The sequence below is a fragment of the Methylobacterium sp. 37f genome (assembly GCF_023093475.1).
In the GTDB taxonomy this organism is placed as follows: domain Bacteria; phylum Pseudomonadota; class Alphaproteobacteria; order Rhizobiales; family Beijerinckiaceae; genus Methylobacterium.
On record NZ_JAGHKN010000010.1, the window covers coordinates 132,220 to 149,759 of the forward strand.

Annotated in this window: 6 protein-coding genes, 1 tRNA gene and 1 pseudogene; 3 read left to right on the forward strand and 5 right to left on the reverse strand. The window is 67.1% G+C overall.

The window, feature by feature from the left end; all coding sequences use genetic code 11:
* The first annotated feature begins 152 nt into the window (after positions 1-152).
* On the forward strand, positions 153-1,850 hold the full coding sequence (locus J7U37_RS09410) for a PAS domain-containing methyl-accepting chemotaxis protein (RefSeq protein WP_056183982.1): 1,698 nt from the start codon (positions 153-155) through the stop codon (positions 1,848-1,850).
* A 189-nt stretch (positions 1,851-2,039) separates the two neighbouring features.
* The gene (locus J7U37_RS09415) at positions 2,040-3,416 is read left to right on the forward strand and encodes an Nramp family divalent metal transporter (RefSeq protein ID WP_282103732.1); all 1,377 of its coding nucleotides are present in this window, start codon (positions 2,040-2,042) and stop codon (positions 3,414-3,416) included.
* Between the two features lie 439 nt (positions 3,417-3,855).
* Here the strand turns inward: J7U37_RS09415 and J7U37_RS09420 are convergent, their stop codons facing one another.
* The 4 genes from J7U37_RS09420 to J7U37_RS09435 form a co-directional block, all read right to left on the reverse strand.
* Positions 3,856-5,232, reverse strand: coding sequence for an aminotransferase class I/II-fold pyridoxal phosphate-dependent enzyme (locus tag J7U37_RS09420; RefSeq protein ID WP_056183977.1), 1,377 nt, complete (start codon positions 5,230-5,232; stop codon positions 3,856-3,858).
* Positions 5,233-5,269: 37 nt separating this feature from the next.
* Complete coding sequence (locus tag J7U37_RS09425) at positions 5,270-12,691, reverse strand: type I polyketide synthase (protein WP_247635547.1); 7,422 nt, start codon at positions 12,689-12,691, stop codon at positions 5,270-5,272.
* Positions 12,692-13,204: 513 nt separating this feature from the next.
* Positions 13,205-15,325 carry a glycosyltransferase family 2 protein gene (locus tag J7U37_RS09430; protein ID WP_247635548.1) on the reverse strand — a complete coding sequence of 707 codons (2,121 nt, stop codon included), beginning with the start codon at positions 15,323-15,325 and terminating at the stop codon, positions 13,205-13,207.
* Between the two features lie 80 nt (positions 15,326-15,405).
* A complete protein-coding gene (locus J7U37_RS09435) occupies positions 15,406-16,452 on the reverse strand; it encodes a hypothetical protein (protein ID WP_247635549.1) in 1,047 nt (348 codons plus the stop codon).
* Positions 16,453-16,726: 274 nt separating this feature from the next.
* On the opposite strand from J7U37_RS09435, the gene J7U37_RS09440 reads away from it, so the two are divergent.
* A tRNA-Val gene (locus J7U37_RS09440) sits at positions 16,727-16,801 on the forward strand.
* A gap of 285 nt (positions 16,802-17,086) precedes the next feature.
* Here the strand turns inward: J7U37_RS09440 and J7U37_RS09445 are convergent.
* Positions 17,087-17,540 (reverse strand): annotated as a pseudogene (locus J7U37_RS09445) (hypothetical protein); the annotation flags it as partial.

A 17,540-nucleotide genomic window follows, 5' to 3' on the forward strand; every position in this document is an offset into this window, starting at 1 on the left:
CGACTCGGTTCCTGATCCTCAGAGAAGATCACTTCGCTCGATTGATTTCCTCACCCCAACCGCAAGCGTTCCCTCCTATCGCCGCCGCGCTCACTGCGTGCCCGTTGGCTCCCCAAGCCGAGCGGGGTGCTGCCACGCCCAGGATCCCGTCCATGACTTTCTTCGGCAACAAGACATCGGCGAAGCTGCAGGCTCTGGACCGCTCTCAGGCCGTGATCGAATTCGCGCCCGATGGAACGATCATAAGCGCGAACACGAACTTTCTTGGAACGGTGGGGTATGATCTCGCGGAGGTCCAAGGCCAGCACCACCGGATGTTCGTGGACCCGGCGGAACGCGACAGCCCGGCTTACACGGCGTTCTGGGCCGCGCTGGCACGGGGAGAATATCAGCGCGGCGAGTACAAGCGCCTCGGCAAGAACGGCCGCGAGATCTGGCTGCAGGCGACCTACAATCCGATCCCCGGCCGCGACGGCCAAACCACGGGCATCGTCAAGTTCGCGACCGACGTCACGGCCGAGAAACTGCGCAGCGCTGACACCCGGGGTCAGGTCGAGGCGATCGGTCGTTCGCAGGGTGTCATCGAATTCGCCCTCGACGGAACCATCCTCACCGCCAACGCGAACTTTCTCGATGCGGTCGGCTACAGCTTGTCGGAGCTGAAGGGCCAGCACCACAGCCTCTTCGTCGATGCGGCCGAACGGGAAACGGCGCCCTACCGGGCGTTCTGGGCAGCGCTCGCGCGAGGCGAGTTCCAGTCGGGGGAGTTCCGCCGGATCGGCAAGGACGGCCGCGACATCTGGCTTCAAGCGACCTACAACCCGATCCTCGATCCAACCGGTCGGCCCCTCAAGGTGATCAAGTTCGCCACCGACATCACTGCCGAGAAGCTGCGCAACGCAGAACTGCAGGGTCAGGTCGAAGCCATCGGCCGTTCGCAGGGTGTGATCCATTTCGATCTCGACGGTCACGTACTCGATGCCAACGCGAACTTCCTGTCCGCCCTCGGCTATGGCCTCGATCAGATCCGGGGCCGGCACCACCGCACATTCGTCGATGCCGCCCATGCCGCTTCGCCCGAGTACCAAGCGTTCTGGGCGGCCCTGCGCCGGGGTGAATTCCAGGCCGGGGTGTACCAGCGCGTGGGCGCCGGCGGTCGCACGATCTGGATCCAGGCGTCCTACAACCCAATCTTCGACATGAGCGGCAAGCCGTTCAAGGTGGTCAAGTACGCCACCGACGTCTCGGCCCGGATGCGCTCGCAGATCGAGGCCGCCGAGGCCTCGACGCAGACCCTGACCAACGTCCAGGCCGTCGCCTCGGCCGCCGAGGAACTGAACGCCTCGATCTCCGAGATTGCCGGCAGCCTCGCCCGCTCCCGACAGGAAGTCGACGAGATGGATGTCCGGGCTCAGAGAGCCGATCGCTCGACGGGCGAACTCGCGAGTGCGGCCAGTTCGATGAACGGGATCGTGCAGCTGATTCAGGGCGTTGGCGGGCAGATCAATCTCCTGGCGCTCAACGCCACCATTGAGGCCGCACGCGCGGGCGAAGCCGGGCGCGGCTTCGCCGTCGTGGCCGGCGAGGTCAAGAACCTCTCGAACCAGGTCACGAGCGCCACCGCGCGCATCGCCGACGACATCAAGGCGATGCAGGCGATTTCCGGCGATGTGGTCACGTCCCTGACGGCGATCGGACAATCGATCGAGGCTGTGCGGGGCTTCGTGACCGGCGTGGCCTCGGCGGTGGAGGAACAGAGCGCCGTCACCCGAGAGATCTCGATGAGCATGCAGACCGCAGCACACGGCGTGGCCGATATCGACCGCAACCTGCAAGCCCTGGCATCCTGAAGGCACCGAGCGGAAGGCGTTGAGCGAACGGCACCCGGCGAGAGGCATCGAGCAGATTGCGCGCGGGCGCCTCCAACCCCGGACATAGCCGTTGGATCGTAATATAGCCTATGCTATGAGGTCCCGGGCGGCGCTACGGGCCGATGGTTCTGCTGCCCGATGGTTCTCCCGCTGGAAACGCGCGCAAGCATGGCTCGAAACGAATCCGTCACGCTTCCGTCTCCCCCTCGCGACACGGGTCAATCCTGGCGCTTCAGCGATCCATCGCACGCGCAGCCGAGCCTCGGACGCATGAATGGCAGCGTGCCGGTGCTGGCGACCGGCACCTGGCTGCGCCGCCTCCTCGCCTTCATCGGCCCGGGCTACATGGTCTCGGTCGGCTACATGGACCCGGGCAACTGGGCCACCGACATCGCGGGTGGCGCGCAGTTCGGCTATACGTTGCTCTCGGTCATCCTGCTCTCCAACCTCATGGCAATCGTGCTGCAGGCCCTGTCCGCCCGGCTCGGCATCGCCACGGGACGCGACCTCGCGCAGGCCTGCCGCGATCACTATCCCCGCCCGGTCAGCATCGTGCTGTGGCTCGCCTGCGAAGCGGCGATCATCGCCTGCGACCTCGCCGAAGTGATCGGAACGGCGATCGCCCTCAAGCTCCTGTTCGGCATCCCGCTGGTGCTCGGCGCGACGCTGACTGCCCTCGACGTCTTCCTGATCCTGCTCCTGATGCGGCGCGGGTTCCGCGCCCTGGAGGCGTTCGTGATCGCCCTGCTGGTGGTCATCTTCGTGAGCTTCGGCGTGCAGATTGCCCTCGCGGCCCCGCCGATCCAGGCCGTCCTCGGGGGCTTCCTGCCGTCACCCGAGATCGTCACCAATCCGGCCGCGCTCTACATCGCCATCGGGATCATCGGGGCCACGGTGATGCCCCACAATCTCTACCTGCACTCGTCGATCGTGCAGACGCGGGCCTATCCCCGGACCGAGGCCGGGCGGCGCGGCGCGATCCGCTTCGCGGTAACGGATTCCACCATCGCCCTGATGCTCGCGCTGTTCGTAAACGCCGCCATCCTGATCATGGCGGCCTCGGTGTTCCACGCCCAGGGACGGACCGACGTCCAGGAGATCGAACAGGCCTACGAGCTTCTGTCGCCGCTCCTCGGCGCAGGCATCGCCTCGACCTTGTTCGCCGTAGCGCTGCTGGCCTCCGGCCTCAACTCGACGGTCACCGCGACCCTGGCCGGGCAGATCGTGATGGAAGGCTTCCTCCGGCTGCGCATTCCGGACTGGGCGCGGCGGCTGATTACCCGTGGCATCGCCATCGTGCCGGTCGTGGTCGTGACCGCGCTCTATGGCGAACAGGGCACCGCGAAGCTGCTGGTCCTCAGCCAGGTGGTGCTGTCGATGCAGCTGCCATTCGCCGTCATCCCGCTGGTCGCCTTCGTCTCCGACAAAGCAAAGATGGGTCCCCACGTCATCCCCGCCTGGCTGAAGATCCTGTCCTGGATCATCGCGGCGATCATCGTCGTGCTGAACCTCAAGCTGCTGTTCGATACGATTGCGGGCGCTTGAACGACAAAAGGCCGGACGTCCTGTCCGGCCTCCCGAGTCACCCTGGTTGTCCCACAACCTGATCGGGACGCCGTACCGCCTCAGCGACGCCGATCGGTCCTGATCCGTACCGGCACGGGCTGCGGCGCGGACATCGCGCCTTCCAGCACCGCATCGACGAGCGACCGGCCAGTTGCGGCAACAGATTTGATCAGACGTCGCGCGATGGAGGCGACAGTCGATTGTCTCATGACGGGCTCCTGACCGACGGGCAGAGGACGAACGTCGCAGTCCGGGCCGGGTTCCGGTTGCGATAGACGACAGATAGCGACGTCAGTGTCTCCTGCTCAGGGGCTGAGGGCAATCCGCCGCATCGCGTGTGAGCGCAAAAAAGCACCGGCGCGAACGCCGGTGCCCAGAAGTCGCGCAGGTGACGGGATCGAGCGTCGAGGCTCGGAGCCTACGGCTTTCCGCGCTTGGCCATGAGTTGCTCGATGAGGGAGCCGCCCTTCTCGATCGCCGCCAATTCCTCGGCGACCGCGTCGACGGTCTCGCGGATCTGTTCCGGCGTATGCTCGGACGTGATGAAGAAGCGCAGGCGCGAGGCGCGCTCCGGCACGGCCGGGTGGATGATCGGCTGTACGTTGATACCGCGCTTGAAGAGGCGATCCGACAGGGTCACCGACTTCAGGGAGTCGCCGACGATGACGGGGATGACCGCCAGGCCGAGACTCGTCCCTGTGTCGAGTCCATGCTTCTTAGCGCAGGACAGGAACAGGTGTCCGTTCTGGCGCAGCCGTTCCACGCGGTGTGGCTCGGCATGCATGATCTCAAGCGCCGTCTCCGCAGCGGCAGCCAGCGGAGGCGAGATGCCGACGCTGTAGATAAAGCCACCGGCCGTGCACTTGAGGTACTCGATCAGCGCGGCCGGTCCGGCGACGTAACCGCCGCAAGTCGACAGCGTCTTCGAGAGTGTGCCCATCCAGATGTCGACGCCGTGGGGATCAACGTCGCAATGCTCGGCCAGGCCGATCCCGGTCCGGCCGAGGACGCCGAGGCCGTGCGCATCGTCGACCATAAGCCAGGCGTCGTAGCGCTGCTTGAGGGCGATGAGGGCGGCGAGGTCCGGGGCGTCGCCGTCCATGCTGTAGAGGCCCTCGACCACGATCAGCGCGCGGCGATGCTCGTGGCGGGTTGCGCCGAGCAGGGTTTCCAGGGCGTCGAGGTCGTTGTGCGAGAACGAGCGGCGCTGGGCACCCGAGAGCTGCGCGCCGGTAACGATGCTGTTGTGGCTGAGGGAATCGTGGAAGATCACGTCGCCGGGCTCGAGCAGGGCACCGATCGTCGTGACGTTGGTGGCGTGTCCGCTCACCATCACGACGCAGGCCTCGGTATCGTAATGGTCAGCCAGGGCCTTCTCGAGGGAGAGGTGCCCCGGGCGCTCGCCGGCCACGATGCGGCTCGCCGAGGCCGAGGTCCCGTAGGTCTCGATGGCGCGGGCGGCCGCGGCATTGACGTCCGGATGCCCGTTGAGGCCGAGGTAATCGTAGGACGAGAAGTTGATGAACGACTTGCCGGCGATGCGCGTGGTGGCGCCGGCCTTGGTCTCGTGCACCCGGAAGAACGGGTTACCGAGGCCGATCAGGTCGGCGGCCGAACGCTGAAGCCGCAGTTCGCGATAACCCGGCAGCGTTTCGAAATTCTGCACCGAGGAATCGCCCGAGGGCCGCGGCGCCGGGCGCGCGGTGGCCGGACGGTTGGCGTTGCGCCCGAGGCGGTTCGTCACGAAGCCTGCCAGGGCCGCGCGTCCACCATCCGGTCTCGCGGGATTGCTCATGCGGAAACGCTCATGCGGGATGTCACGGCCAGATGGGTCACGGCAGGATCTCTTTGATCGCGAGGCTGTTTTCTTCGACCATCGCGTGGAAGGGCTCGAGGGTGCGGACGTCGACGCCCTCGCTGGCGTGGCGCTGAGCCAAGCTCATCACGGCCGCGGCCGCCTCGTCGACCGGGGCCGCGATCGATTGGATCAGGGTCTCGGTCAACTCGTTCACCGTCAGGCCCGAGGAGATGCCTGAGGGCGGCGCCTCCAGCGCGAAGCGTTCCTGCAGACTGGCGCCGAGTTCGACGCCCATCAGCGAATCGAGGCCGATCTCGGAGAGATGGCGGACGCGGCTGATATCGTCCTTCGGCAGGCGCAGGATCCGGGCGATGTCCTCCACGATGGCATCGGCCACCGTCTTGCGCACCGCGTCGATATCCTGGGTCTTCAGCAGCATGCCGATGTTGATGGCCGCCACCGTTCCGGCTTCCATCTGCTGGTCGGACCCCAGTTCGATGTAGCTAGGGCTCTTCATCGTGGCGAGGCGTTCGCGCGCCTTCCCCCAATGCATCGACGCGATGGCGATCACGGCGTCGTCCGGGTTGGTGCCTTGGCCTTCGAGCGCGTCGGCCATGAGGTCGAGGCAATGACGGGCATCCATCGGAGTCACGCCAACACGTCCCGCGAGGGTCTCCATCACGGCGCGGTTGCGGGCGAGAACGCCGACATCGCCGATGGCCCCCCAGGCGACGGCCAGAGCCGGCAGACCGAGCTTGCGCCGGCGCCGGGCGAGACCTTCCATGAAGCCGTTCGCCGCCACGTAGGCGCCCTGCCCAGGATTGCCGATGAAGGTGGTCGCCGAGGAGAACATCACGAAGTAGTCGAGCTTGCGCCCGCGCGTCGCCGCGTCGAGATGCTCGGCGCCGATGACCTTCGGGCGGATGACCGCATCGAGCGCGGCGGCGTCGACATTCGCAATCAGGCCGTCCTGGAGCACCATCGCACCGTGGATCACGCCGGCGAGCGTCCGCCCGTCGCGCTCTACCTCGGCCAGCAGCCCATCCACCGCCTTGCGATTGGTGATGTCGCAGGCCATGGCGGCGACGTTGACGCCCCGCGCTCCGAGATCAGCCACAACCTGCTTCGCCTCGGAGCTTGCGGCCCCGTTGCGGCCGACGAGGACGATGTGCTTCGCCCCCCGATCAGCGAGCCAGCGCGCCGCCTCGATACCGAAGCCGCCAAGGCCGCCGGTGACCAGATGGACCCCATCGGTCGAGATCGTGAAAGCGGTCCTGGCCGCCTGCATCACGCTGCCGGGCTTCGGCGGCGCGATGACGATCTTTCCCACATGTCCCGATTGCTGCATCAGCCGGAACGCGTCGGAGACCTCGTCCGCCGTGAAGGGCTGGAAGGGCAGGGGCTTCAGACCCCCTTCCTTGAACAAGGCCATCACCTCGCGGAAGAGCCGTGCACCATCCTCGCCCTGGTGCTGGAGCACCTGATCGAGGTCGACACCAAAATACGAGAGGTTCCGGCGGAACGGACGCAGGCCGATATGGGTGTTGGCGACGTAGTCGCGCTTGCCCAACTCGATGAAGCGGCCGAACGGCTTCAGGACGTTGAGGCTGCGCTCCATCGCCTCGCCGAACAGGCTGTTCAGCACCACGCCGACGCCGTCACCAGTGATGCGGCGAACGTCGTCGACGAAGGCGAGCGAGCGCGAGTCGAGCACGTGCTCGGCCCCGAGCGCCTTGACCAGGGCGCGCTTCTCGCGCGAGCCGGCGGTGGCGATGACCCGCGCGCCCTTGAGCTTGGCGATCTGGAGGGCGGCCAAGCCGACGCCACCAGCGCCGCCATGAACCAGGACCCACTCGCCGCGACGCAGGCGGGCGCAGCTGACGAGGCTATAATAGGCCGTCAGGAAGGCCACCGGAACGGTCGCGGCGGCCTGGGCATCGAGCCCGGGCGGGCTCGGCGCGACAACCAGTTCGGGCACGACGATATGAGTTGCGAAGCCCGATTGCGCAAAGGCGACGACCCGGTCGCCGACCTTGAACGCCTCGACGCCCTTACCGACGGCCAGCACCCGGCCGGCCACTTCGAGGCCGAGGCGCGGACCCGCGAAGCCGTCCTCAAGGATCTCCTCGGGCAGCATCGACAGGGCCCAGAGCACGTCGCGGAAGTTCAGGCCGGTGGCCTCGACCGCGATCTCAACCTCGCCGTGCCCTGGGGCGCGACGCTCGGCCGGCCCCCAGGCCATCTCGTTGAGGCCGCCGGTGTTGCTCCGCTCGAGACGGGCCGCCGATGCCGGCACCGCATCGGCGTTCGGACGGCGGGACAGCTGGCCCGGCGAGAACCGGATCACGCGGGTGCAGTCCGGATCCAGGATGATCTCAGTCTCGAGGGTGCCCGACAGGATGAGATCGCGCAGCCGCTCGGCGGCCGCCTTGGTCGACAGGGCTTCGGCGAGGTCGATCCGACGCACGTCGAGATTCGCCACCTCGTTGGCGAGCGTCCGGCTGAAGGCCCAGACACCGGCCTCCACCGATCCTGTCGGATCTCCACCGTCGCGGGTCGCGCCGGGACAGACCACCCAAAGTCGGGTCTGACGGTTGCCGAGATGCTCGACGCAGCGCTTCAGGCTGAGACAGCGCTCACGCAGACGATCGGCCGCCGCGCCATCGTGATTGAAAGCGCCGGCAAGGAACACGACCGTATCGGGTGTCTCGCGCTCGAGTTCGAGCAGCGACTGCTCGGAATCGAGAATGATCGAGACGTGGACGCCGCTCGCCACGAGGAGTGTCGCCAGCGAAGAGGCCGTCTCCGCCGCGACGGCATCGTGCGAGCCGATCACGAAGGCGAAGGTCTGCCCCGGTGCCGGTCGTGCCCGTACGGGAGCCTCGGCGAAGAACAGAAGATCGTCGCCGTTGCCCGAGACGGCGCGATCGACCGCCACCCGAACCAGTCCGGTATCGCTCAGGGCGCGCTGCCAGCCGGTGATGTCGTCGAGGCGGCCCACCGGCATGTCGGCGGCGATGTCGAACCAGTCCGGCGTCAGTCCGAAGACCAGGTCGCGGAACAGCGAGGCACCGGGCTCGACGGCGACGAGGAAGCCACCGGTGGCCAGGGCATCGGCGATCTTGCCGAGAAGCGGGCGCTCGAACCGGTGCAGAACGTTGCTCGCCAGAATCGCATCGAAGCTCCCGGACGCCAGTTCCGCCGCATCCTCGATGACGGTGACCCCGCGCGGTAGGGCGAGACGAGCCCGCTCCGCCAAGCGCCGGTCGGCCTCGAACACGGTGAGTTGGGCCTCGACGGTTCCGGCGAAGGCGGCGGCCTGGGCCGAAAGCGGGCCGAAGCCGACCTGCAGGACCCGGAGCGCGCGGTCACGGGGCAGGGCCTCACGACCGGACTCGGCGAGGGTCGCGATGACATCGGCCGAAGCCCGAGCCGTCGCACTGCGCAGGATGAAAGCGTCGAGGGCATTCTGCGACAGGGTCGGCGCCTCGGCCAAGTCGCCTGCGAGCAGACGGCCGACGACGGCCCCGATATCGGCGGTGAGCACGAGTTCGGCCGATAGTTCGGGATGATCCGCCGCGATCCAGCGCATGATCTCGTCGGGCGCCGGAAGGGTGACGTCCTTGCGCAGGATCCAGCGCTCGCCGTCGAGGGTGGCGAGATCGCTGCTCTCCAGGGCGAAGAGCGCGTTGAGGAGCCAGGGGCGCATCGCCTCCGGGACCCGATCGTCGATCGCCACGGTGCCGGAGCGCTGCAGGCCCTCGGCGAGGCGGTAGGCCATCGAGGTGGCCCATCCTTCGAGGAGGAGATGGCCGGGCGCCAAGGGAGCTTCCGCCGGAGCGACGGACGCCTTGAAAGCCGGACGCACCGCATCCGCGATGCGCTGCCCGCGCGCCATCGGAATCGCCGTCGGCTCGGTGGCCAATTCGGGCCGCTGTGCGATGGCGTAGGCCGCGAGATCGCTGCCGTTCTTGGCGCGCAGGGCCTGGAACCGCCCCTCGCGCAGGGTCGCGACGACAGCGCCGTCCGCATCCACGAGGGTGAAGTCGGCCAGGATGCTGCGCTCGTTGGCGCGCCGGGTCTTGATCATCGCTCGGGCAACGACGGCACCGGGCTTCACCAGGCGGATCTCGCCGAAGCGAACCGGGACATAGGCCTTGGTGGAGCCTTCGCCCATCAGGCCGGCAAACAACAGGATGAGGCCATGGAAGCAGGAATCGAGTCGCGCCGGCACCAGTCCGAAGCGAGGATCGGCGTCCGCCGGCACCAATTCCGAGACGATGGTGGTCTCGTCGAGGCGTGCGCTGATCGCGACTTGGCGGAAGCTCGGACCGAAGCCGAGGCCGGAGGCGGCCGCCAGTCGGTACAGGGCAGCCCCGTCGACCGCGTGTTCGGCCGGAACGTGGATATCCACCGGCGCGGGCGCCGGGAAGCTGCCGTCGATGATCTTGGCTGCGGCATGGATCTGCCACGCCGCCTGCGTCAGGCGCGGGCGGCTGAGGATCTGAATCGCATTGCCGGACCCGGCGACGCGGACCGCGACCTCGCGCAGGGATTCTTCGCCGAACACCATCGGCGACTGGATCTCGAACTCGGCGAGAACCACAGTGTCGCTCTTCATCACCTCACGGGCGACGCCGAGCGCCATCTCGATGAAGGCCGCACCGGGCAGGATCGCCTGCCCGTCGATGCGGTGATCGTCGAGATCCGGCACTGTCGCGATGTCGACGTGACCGTGCCATTCCAGGCCGTCCGGTGCGACGCGGGAGCCGTAGAGCGGGTGATAGGGGCGGGGGGTGGCGGCGCCGACGCCTTCGGTGGTCTCGGCGAGGCGGAACGGGCGGCGCTGCCAGGGATAGAGCGGCAGCGGGACGTCGCCCTTCGGATTGTGGCCGAACACCGTATCCTCGTCGACGGCAGCCCCCTGGACGAGGGCGGCTGCCACGGTGCGGGCAATCGGATCGCCACCGGCCGGCTTGCGGTGCAGGACGCCGATGGTGGCGTTCTCGATACCCAACGGCTCGATCGCGTCACCGATATGCGACAGGAGGGTCGCGCGCGGGCCGACCTCGATGAAGACGCGGGCACCCTGGCGGGTCGCCTCCTGCACGGCCTCGCTGAAGCGGACCGGCTCGCGGATGTTGCGCCACCAGTAGCCGGCCCCGAACTGGTCGCCCGCCAGCACCTTACCGGTGACGGTGGAGACCATTGGAGTCGTCGCGGCCTGCGGCTTCAACCCGGCGAGGTCACGCAGGAGCGGCTTCTCGGTCGGGTTCATCAGGCGACCGTGGAAGGGATATTCCAGGTCGAGCTTGCGCCCGCGCCGGCGCTTGCGCGACAGCGCCTTCATGGCGGCGTCGATATCCTCCACCGGCCCCGCCACCGTGATGGCCTTGGGGCTGTTGTAGGCGGCGATGTCGAGACTTGGATAATCCTTCAGGAACAGCTCGATCTCGTCGGCCGGCGCCAGCAGAACCGCCATGGTGCCGAAGCCGCGCGTCGTCTCCTGATGCTTGCTGCGATAGAAGATGACCTTCACGGCCTGTTCGAGACTGAGAATGCCGGCGGCCTCCGCGGCGGCGATTTCGCCGACGCTGTGGCCGAGGACGTAGCTCGGCTTCAGGCCACGCGCCCGCAGCGCCGTCGTGGACGCGCTCGAAATCGCGAAGATCAACGGCTGGGACACGCGGGTAAGGACGAGGCGCGCGTCGAGATCCTCGGCGAACAGTGTCTCCTTCAGCGACCAGTCGGACAGCTTGAAGAACAGACCATCGATCCGGTCGAAGGCGTCGCGGAACGCGCCGTTCTCCTCGTAGGCCTCGCGGCCCATGCCGGCCCACTGGCTGCCGTTGCCGGAATACACGAAGGCGACCTCGGCCGCGCGGTCCACCGCGGTACCCAGGAGGGCGTCCGGCGCGTCTTCCGCCTCGCCGACGGCGCGCAGGATGGCGGGAAGGTCGGCATCGAGCGAGACTGCCAAGCGCGAGGACAAGCGCTCGCGGCGGTGAGCGGCGGCGGCGGCGATCCGGGCGACGTCGCCCTTGTCGGCGCCGTCGAAACGCTCGGCATAGTCGAGGGCGAGTTCATTGAGCGCGGCGCGGCTCTGGGCGGAGAGCAGCAGCACCTCGGGCATCCGCACCGTCTCGGGCGCACCCGCATCCGTACGTACGGGCGGAGCATCGGTGAGGACGACGTGCGCGTTCGTGCCGCCGAAGCCGAAGGAGTTCACCCCGGCGAAGCGGACCTTGCCATCGCGTGCCAGCGGCAGGGGCTTGTTCGTGACCGAGAGATTGAGATCCCGGAACGGAATGTCGGGGTTGAGCTCGGCGGCATGCAGCGAGGTCGGGAACAGATCATGCTCGAGAGCGAGGCTCGCTTTGAGCAGGCCGGCGAGACCCGAGACCGGCTCGGTGTGACCGATATTGCTCTTGATCGAGCCGATGGGCAGGGGCTCCCTGCGTGGCCGACCGAGCTTTCCACCGATGGCGCTGGCCTCGATCGGGTCGCCGACGGGCGTACCGGTGCCGTGCGCCTCGACGAAAACGACCGAGTCGAGATCGATCTCGGCCTCACGATAGACCTGCTCCAGCAGCGCGCCCTGCGCGTAGCCGGAGGGTAGCGAAATGCCGGTGGTGCGACCGTCCGAGTTGACGCCGCTGGCTGCGATCACGCCGCGCACCGTGCTGCCGTCGCGCAGGGCCGCCTTGGCGGATTTGAGCACGAGGACGACACCGCCTTCGGAGCGCACGTAGCCGTCGGCGCTCGACGAGAAGGCTTGGCACAGACCCGTCCGGGAGAGCATCTGCGCGTTGGAGAAGCAGATGAAATTGAACGGGCTCGCCAGCAGGTTGACGCCGGCGACGACGGCGGTGTCGATCCGGCCGCTGGCAAGGGCTGCCACCGCGGCATCGAGCGCCACGAGCGAGGACGAGCAGGCCGTATCGACCGTGAAGCTCGGGCCCTTCAGGTCGTAGATGTAGGAAATGCGGTTGGAGAGGATCGAGAGCGTGTTGCCGGTGGCCGCATAGGCATCGCCCGAAGAGGTATCGAGGACGCGCAGGTTACCGTAATCCAGCGAGGAGGCGCCGACGAAGACGCCAATCGGGCTGCCGGCCACATCCGAGGGACGCAGGCCCGCATCCTCCAGGGCCTCCCAGGTCAGTTCCAGCAGCAGGCGCTGCTGCGGGTCCATCTGCTCCGCTTCGCGGGGCGAAATTCCAAACACGCCCGGATCGAACGACCAGATGTCGTCGAGGACGCCGGCCGACCACGTGTAGCTTTTGCCGCGCTCCTGCGCCCGCGGATGCCCGAACCGCTCGAGTGACCAGCGATCATCCGGAATGCGGCCGACCGCGCATCGCGCTTCGGTGAGGAGCTGCCAAAGACCTTCGACACTGGAGGCGCCGGGGAGCCGGCAGGCGCGGCCGACGATGGCGATGTCTGTTCGTTGTGTCACGTTCGGTTCGCACACGCTCTTGAACGGGGGGTAGGATCGACTGGTCGCACCGGGGCATCCAACCGATTCCTTAGTATGGCTCCAGGCTAGTGTCCAACCTGCGAGCCCCAAACCGACGGGATCAACGCTCGGTAACATCGACCCTGTTGCACGTATTCATCAATCAATCTGAGCAGTTGAACGCTTCAAAGGCCCCAAGGACCGTCAGCCGTCCTCTCGCTCCACCGCGATCTATTTCCAACAATTACCACATTCCCGGTGGCCGGGCGAAGTTCACACCAAGTCTCGGCAAGAACGACTCACGGCAACCTGGACACCGCACGTCCGTCGCTCCGGCGCCAGACCCTACCACCGGGAGCGGATCAGGCATGAACATTGAGTTTCGATGTCGAAAGACGCGCCTCGCCACTCCGGCGTAGGCACAGCGGACGCCGCTGCGGCATGAGGCCATCGGGATTAAGCGGCTGAATACGGCGACTTTGCGGTGCGACGCGCTGTCGCCGCGTCGCAGCATCAGAGGCGGTAACGCGCCGCATCCCGCGACAGATTGGGATTGTAATAGGGATCGGCCCGCAGCTCCGGTCCCCAGCGGTCCTGCATCACCCGGACCTCGCGCTCGAAGCGCGCTCGCTTCTCGGGCGTATCCTCGGGACCGCGGCTCTTCGATTCGTGGTGAATCAAACAGGCATGGGGCGTCCACACGTTACGATATCCCTGCCTCCGCAGGCGCAGGCAGAGATCGACGTCGTTGAACGCCACGGCGAGGCGTTCGGCGTCGAAGCCCCCGCTCGCGGCGAAGACCTCCGTCCGCACGAGCAGGCAGGCACCGGTCACGGCCGAGACCTCCTGGGTCAAGACCATGCGGGCGAAGTAGCCGGGATCGCCGTCCGGCAGTCCGGGATGGCTGTGACCGGCGACGCCGCCGATCCCCAGCACGATCCCTCCATGCTGCAGCGTCCGATCGGGATAGAGCAGCTTGGCCCCAACGGCGCCGATATCGGGCGTGAGGGCGATCGACACCATCTCGCGGAGCCAGCCCGGCTCGATCACCTCGATATCGTTGTTGAGGAACAGCAGGAGGGCGCCGCGGGCATCTGCCGCCCCTCGGTTGGACAGGGCGGAGAAATTGAACGGCCCCGGCACCGGGAGCACGCGGACGCGGACATCCCCGGCATGGCGTGCGAACAGGGCGCGCGTCCGCGCATCCTGGCTGTCATTGTCCACGATGAGGATTTCGAGCGCCGAGTACGCCGTTCCGGACAGAAGCCCATCGAGGGCGACAGCCAGCAGATCCGCGCGGTCCCGGGTCGGGATGATCACGGAGACCAGCGGAGCGGGTTCCGGGACCGGACGGACCAGCCTGTTGAAGCCCAGAGGCCCGCGCGTCGCAGTCGCCCCCGTGGGCGCGACGACTTCCGCGAGGGCTCTCAGGCGCGCCACTTCCGTTCGCTCCGACGCCCGGTCCGAGAAGGTGCCCGAGCCACCGGCGGCACGCCAGTGATAGAGCACGCGCGGGATGTGCCGGATGCGTTCAGGTGTCAGCCGGGCGGTGACCCGCAGGAGGAGGTCGTGATCCTGGCTCCCTTCGAACCCGGGTCGCAGACCGCCCGCCGCCCGGATCGCGTCGGCCCGGATCACCGTGAGATGGTTGATGTAATTCTGGCCATAGAGGAGTTCGCGGTCGAACCCCGATTTGAAGTGAGGCTCGAACCGGCGCCCGCGTCCATCGATCTTGTCCTCGTCGCTGTAGATCAGCACGAGGTCCGGCGCAGCGCGGATCGTACCGGCCACGTGGTAGAGCGCCGCCTCGGCCAACACGTCGTCGTGATCGAGGAAGGCTACGAACTCTCCGCTCGCCTCCGCGAGGGCGTCGTTGGTCGCACGGGCGATATGCCCGTTCTCGGGCCGGCGGCGGACGCGAATACGCGGATCGTCCGCGGCATGGCGGGCGAGGAGGCGGGGAATTGCCGGATCGGTCGAGGCATCGTCGGTGATGCAGAGATCCCAGTTCGGATAGAGCTGAGCCCGAACCGAGCGGATGGCGGCGTCCAGAATGCGCGGCGCGGGATCGTGGACCGGCATCACCACCGAAATCCGCGGTGGGTCGACCCAGGCTGCGATCTCGTCACGGATGCGGCTGCGGTCGGCATCCGTCAGGGTGTCGAAACGGGCGACCCAGGTCTCATAGCCGGTCTCGCATCGGTCGTTCAGGGCGCGCAGAAGCAGGGCGCGGCCGCGGACCTTCAGGCCGAGGGCGCGCCAGTACGCGGCGCGGGCCGCCAGAGCCGGGTTCCGGCGCAAGCCAAGGGCGATCAGGGCGAGCGGGCTCCTGCGCCGGATGGTCAATCCGTCGAGCCGAAACGGCGTCTCGCGTGACAGGGGCGACAGCCGCAGAGCGCTCAGACCGTCGGGCAGACGCCCGGTCCAGGAGAAGCGGTCGCCGCCCTCGGCGTCCTCGGACAGAGCCACGAGGCCGGTCTGTCCGTCGGGACCAACGAACCGCGCACTGAGAACCAGACGGCAGACACCAGCGCTGCCCACATCCCGGAAACGGATCGTCGCCCAAACACCCCCGAGATCGGCCGTCCCCAAATCAAGGTCGAAGGCAGGTCCGTCGGGCACGAGGTCACGCATGACCGGGGGCATGAGGGCGCATATAAGCCAGCCCGTGCTTGGCCGGGGGAGGGCGGCTGCAGGCGGCATCGCGCCCATGGTCAGCGATCCCATCCCCGGCTCACCGCATCCCGCACCGCGTCCGTCATGGCGATGTCGAACACCAGCATCTCCTGGGCGAACTTCAGGTGACGCAGGCGCTCGGCGAGGGCCAGCGTCTCGGTCGGGATCGGCGCGGGCATGGGGATCGGGGCATCGACCCCGAGGCGATCGAACAGCGTGGCGGCGAAGGCCTCGAAATAATCGCGATGTCCGACGATGCCGATGCGGGCGAGAATCTCGATCGCCACGATCGAATTGCCCGGCAGCAGGCGGTCATCCGGCAGCTTGGTGCCGAATTGCCGGGTGAGGGGATTGTAGAGCAGCCGGTAGGCGCTTTCGGGAAGCATCCGGAAGAAGCGCTTGAGGCTCTTGCCATCCGCGAAATCGTAATCGGCGGTGAAGGCGGCAGCCTCGGCCATGATCCCCAAGCGCCAGGCCTGCGCCGGATCCGCGCCGGTCGCAGTCCGCGCCTTCAACCAGCGCAAACGGCTCGCCATCTCGATGAAGGGATCGTGGACCAGGGCGGTGGTGAGGAAGTTCTCGCCGCTGAAAAAGCCTTCGTAGCGCGGCACCACGATCGCGCCCGACAGGAATGACGAGGTCAGCCAGGGGCTCTCGAACAGCACCCGCAAGACCTCGTCCGAGAGCTTGCCGATGCCGAAGTAGCTCTGCTGGAACCGTTCGAACAAAATCGACTGGAGGGCGCTGTCGCTGTTGATGCTGGTATCGACGAGGAGCACCTTGCCGCGGATGACGTCCGGGCGCGGCGCGCGTCGATAGACGAGCACGTTGGTGTCGGCATCGTAGATCTCCACGCGCTGCGCCGCGCTGATCCCCGGAACCTCGGCCTCGGTGGCCTCGAAGATGCAGCGGCCGGTGGCGTGCCAGCCCTGTGCGCGGATCGATTCATCCGTGATCGTGGCCTCGAGGTCGGTGACTCGACGGCCGTCGACGACCACACGGACGCGGCTGATCGCCATGGGGTTGTCAGGCACGACCCAGCCCCTGACGAGGTGCCCCAGATCATAATCGACGTAGAACCGCATTCCCCAACCGTTATCCCGAAGCTTGACCTGGCGCGGAACTCTCCCTGACCCGGAAGCAGAATCGCACGATGCGACCCCGATCTCCGAGGCGACGTCCCCGTCGCTCCCCGGGTAGGCGCGCCGGCTTACCGCATTTTTGATGCCGGTGCAGCGCCCTCGGCTGAACACGGCCCAACTCTCCGAATCCCCCGCGAGATTCCACTCCGCAGGGGCCTTGCGCCCCCCGAAACCCCACGCTATAGCCCCCTCCATCGGCGCCGGACGGCACCGGTGAGGGCGCGTAGCTCAGCGGGAGAGCACTACCTTGACATGGTAGGGGTCACAGGTTCGATCCCTGTCGCGCCCACCATCTATCTCCTTCATGTCACAGGTTTTTGCCTGCCGGGAGATAAACCTACGATAAGTGAGCGTAGGTTCTGCGAACCCGATTGAGGTTCGGTATCAGCCATATCTAGGTTCATAAGCACGCCCGAACCCCTTCGTCTCCCGTCGCCCTGGCAACTCGTCAAATTCGCCGAAGCATCGGGGGTTGAAGACGCACGCGGGATCGCCGTGAGCATGGCGCGGTTGGCCCGAATGCTTGAGGCTGGCGAGAACACGTCCGTGTGTAAGCCGCCCGATCGCTCAGCGCCTGTTATCTAGACGTATTCGCCACGCGGATGAACGCCGGAATGGACGGACGGTTCTGCGGGTGGAGCCGCCACTCATCGCCCGCCATCGTGAACCCGCATCGTGACCAAAAATCTCGGCACAACAGGTTTGATGGCGTCTCTTTGAACGTAGCCGTTACCACCTCGTCGCCGGGGATAGCGGCCAGGATCGTAGCGAGGGCAGCCATCTCAACGTCGAGGCCGTTCACCCGGCAGCTCATCACGAACTGGTCGATGTTCCGCCTCGATCGCAGGCATACCCCCACCAAGCCATAGCTGGTCAGACGATCGCGAACCTCGAAGGCCTCCAAGGTCATGCCGGCGTCCATCGCCGCCTTGATCGCATCGGCCGACCACCGCCGCCCCGTCGTGTTGAACTGGTTGGTTTTATTGATGAGTTCGAAAGCCCTCGCGAACCGAGCCGAACCATAGGACACC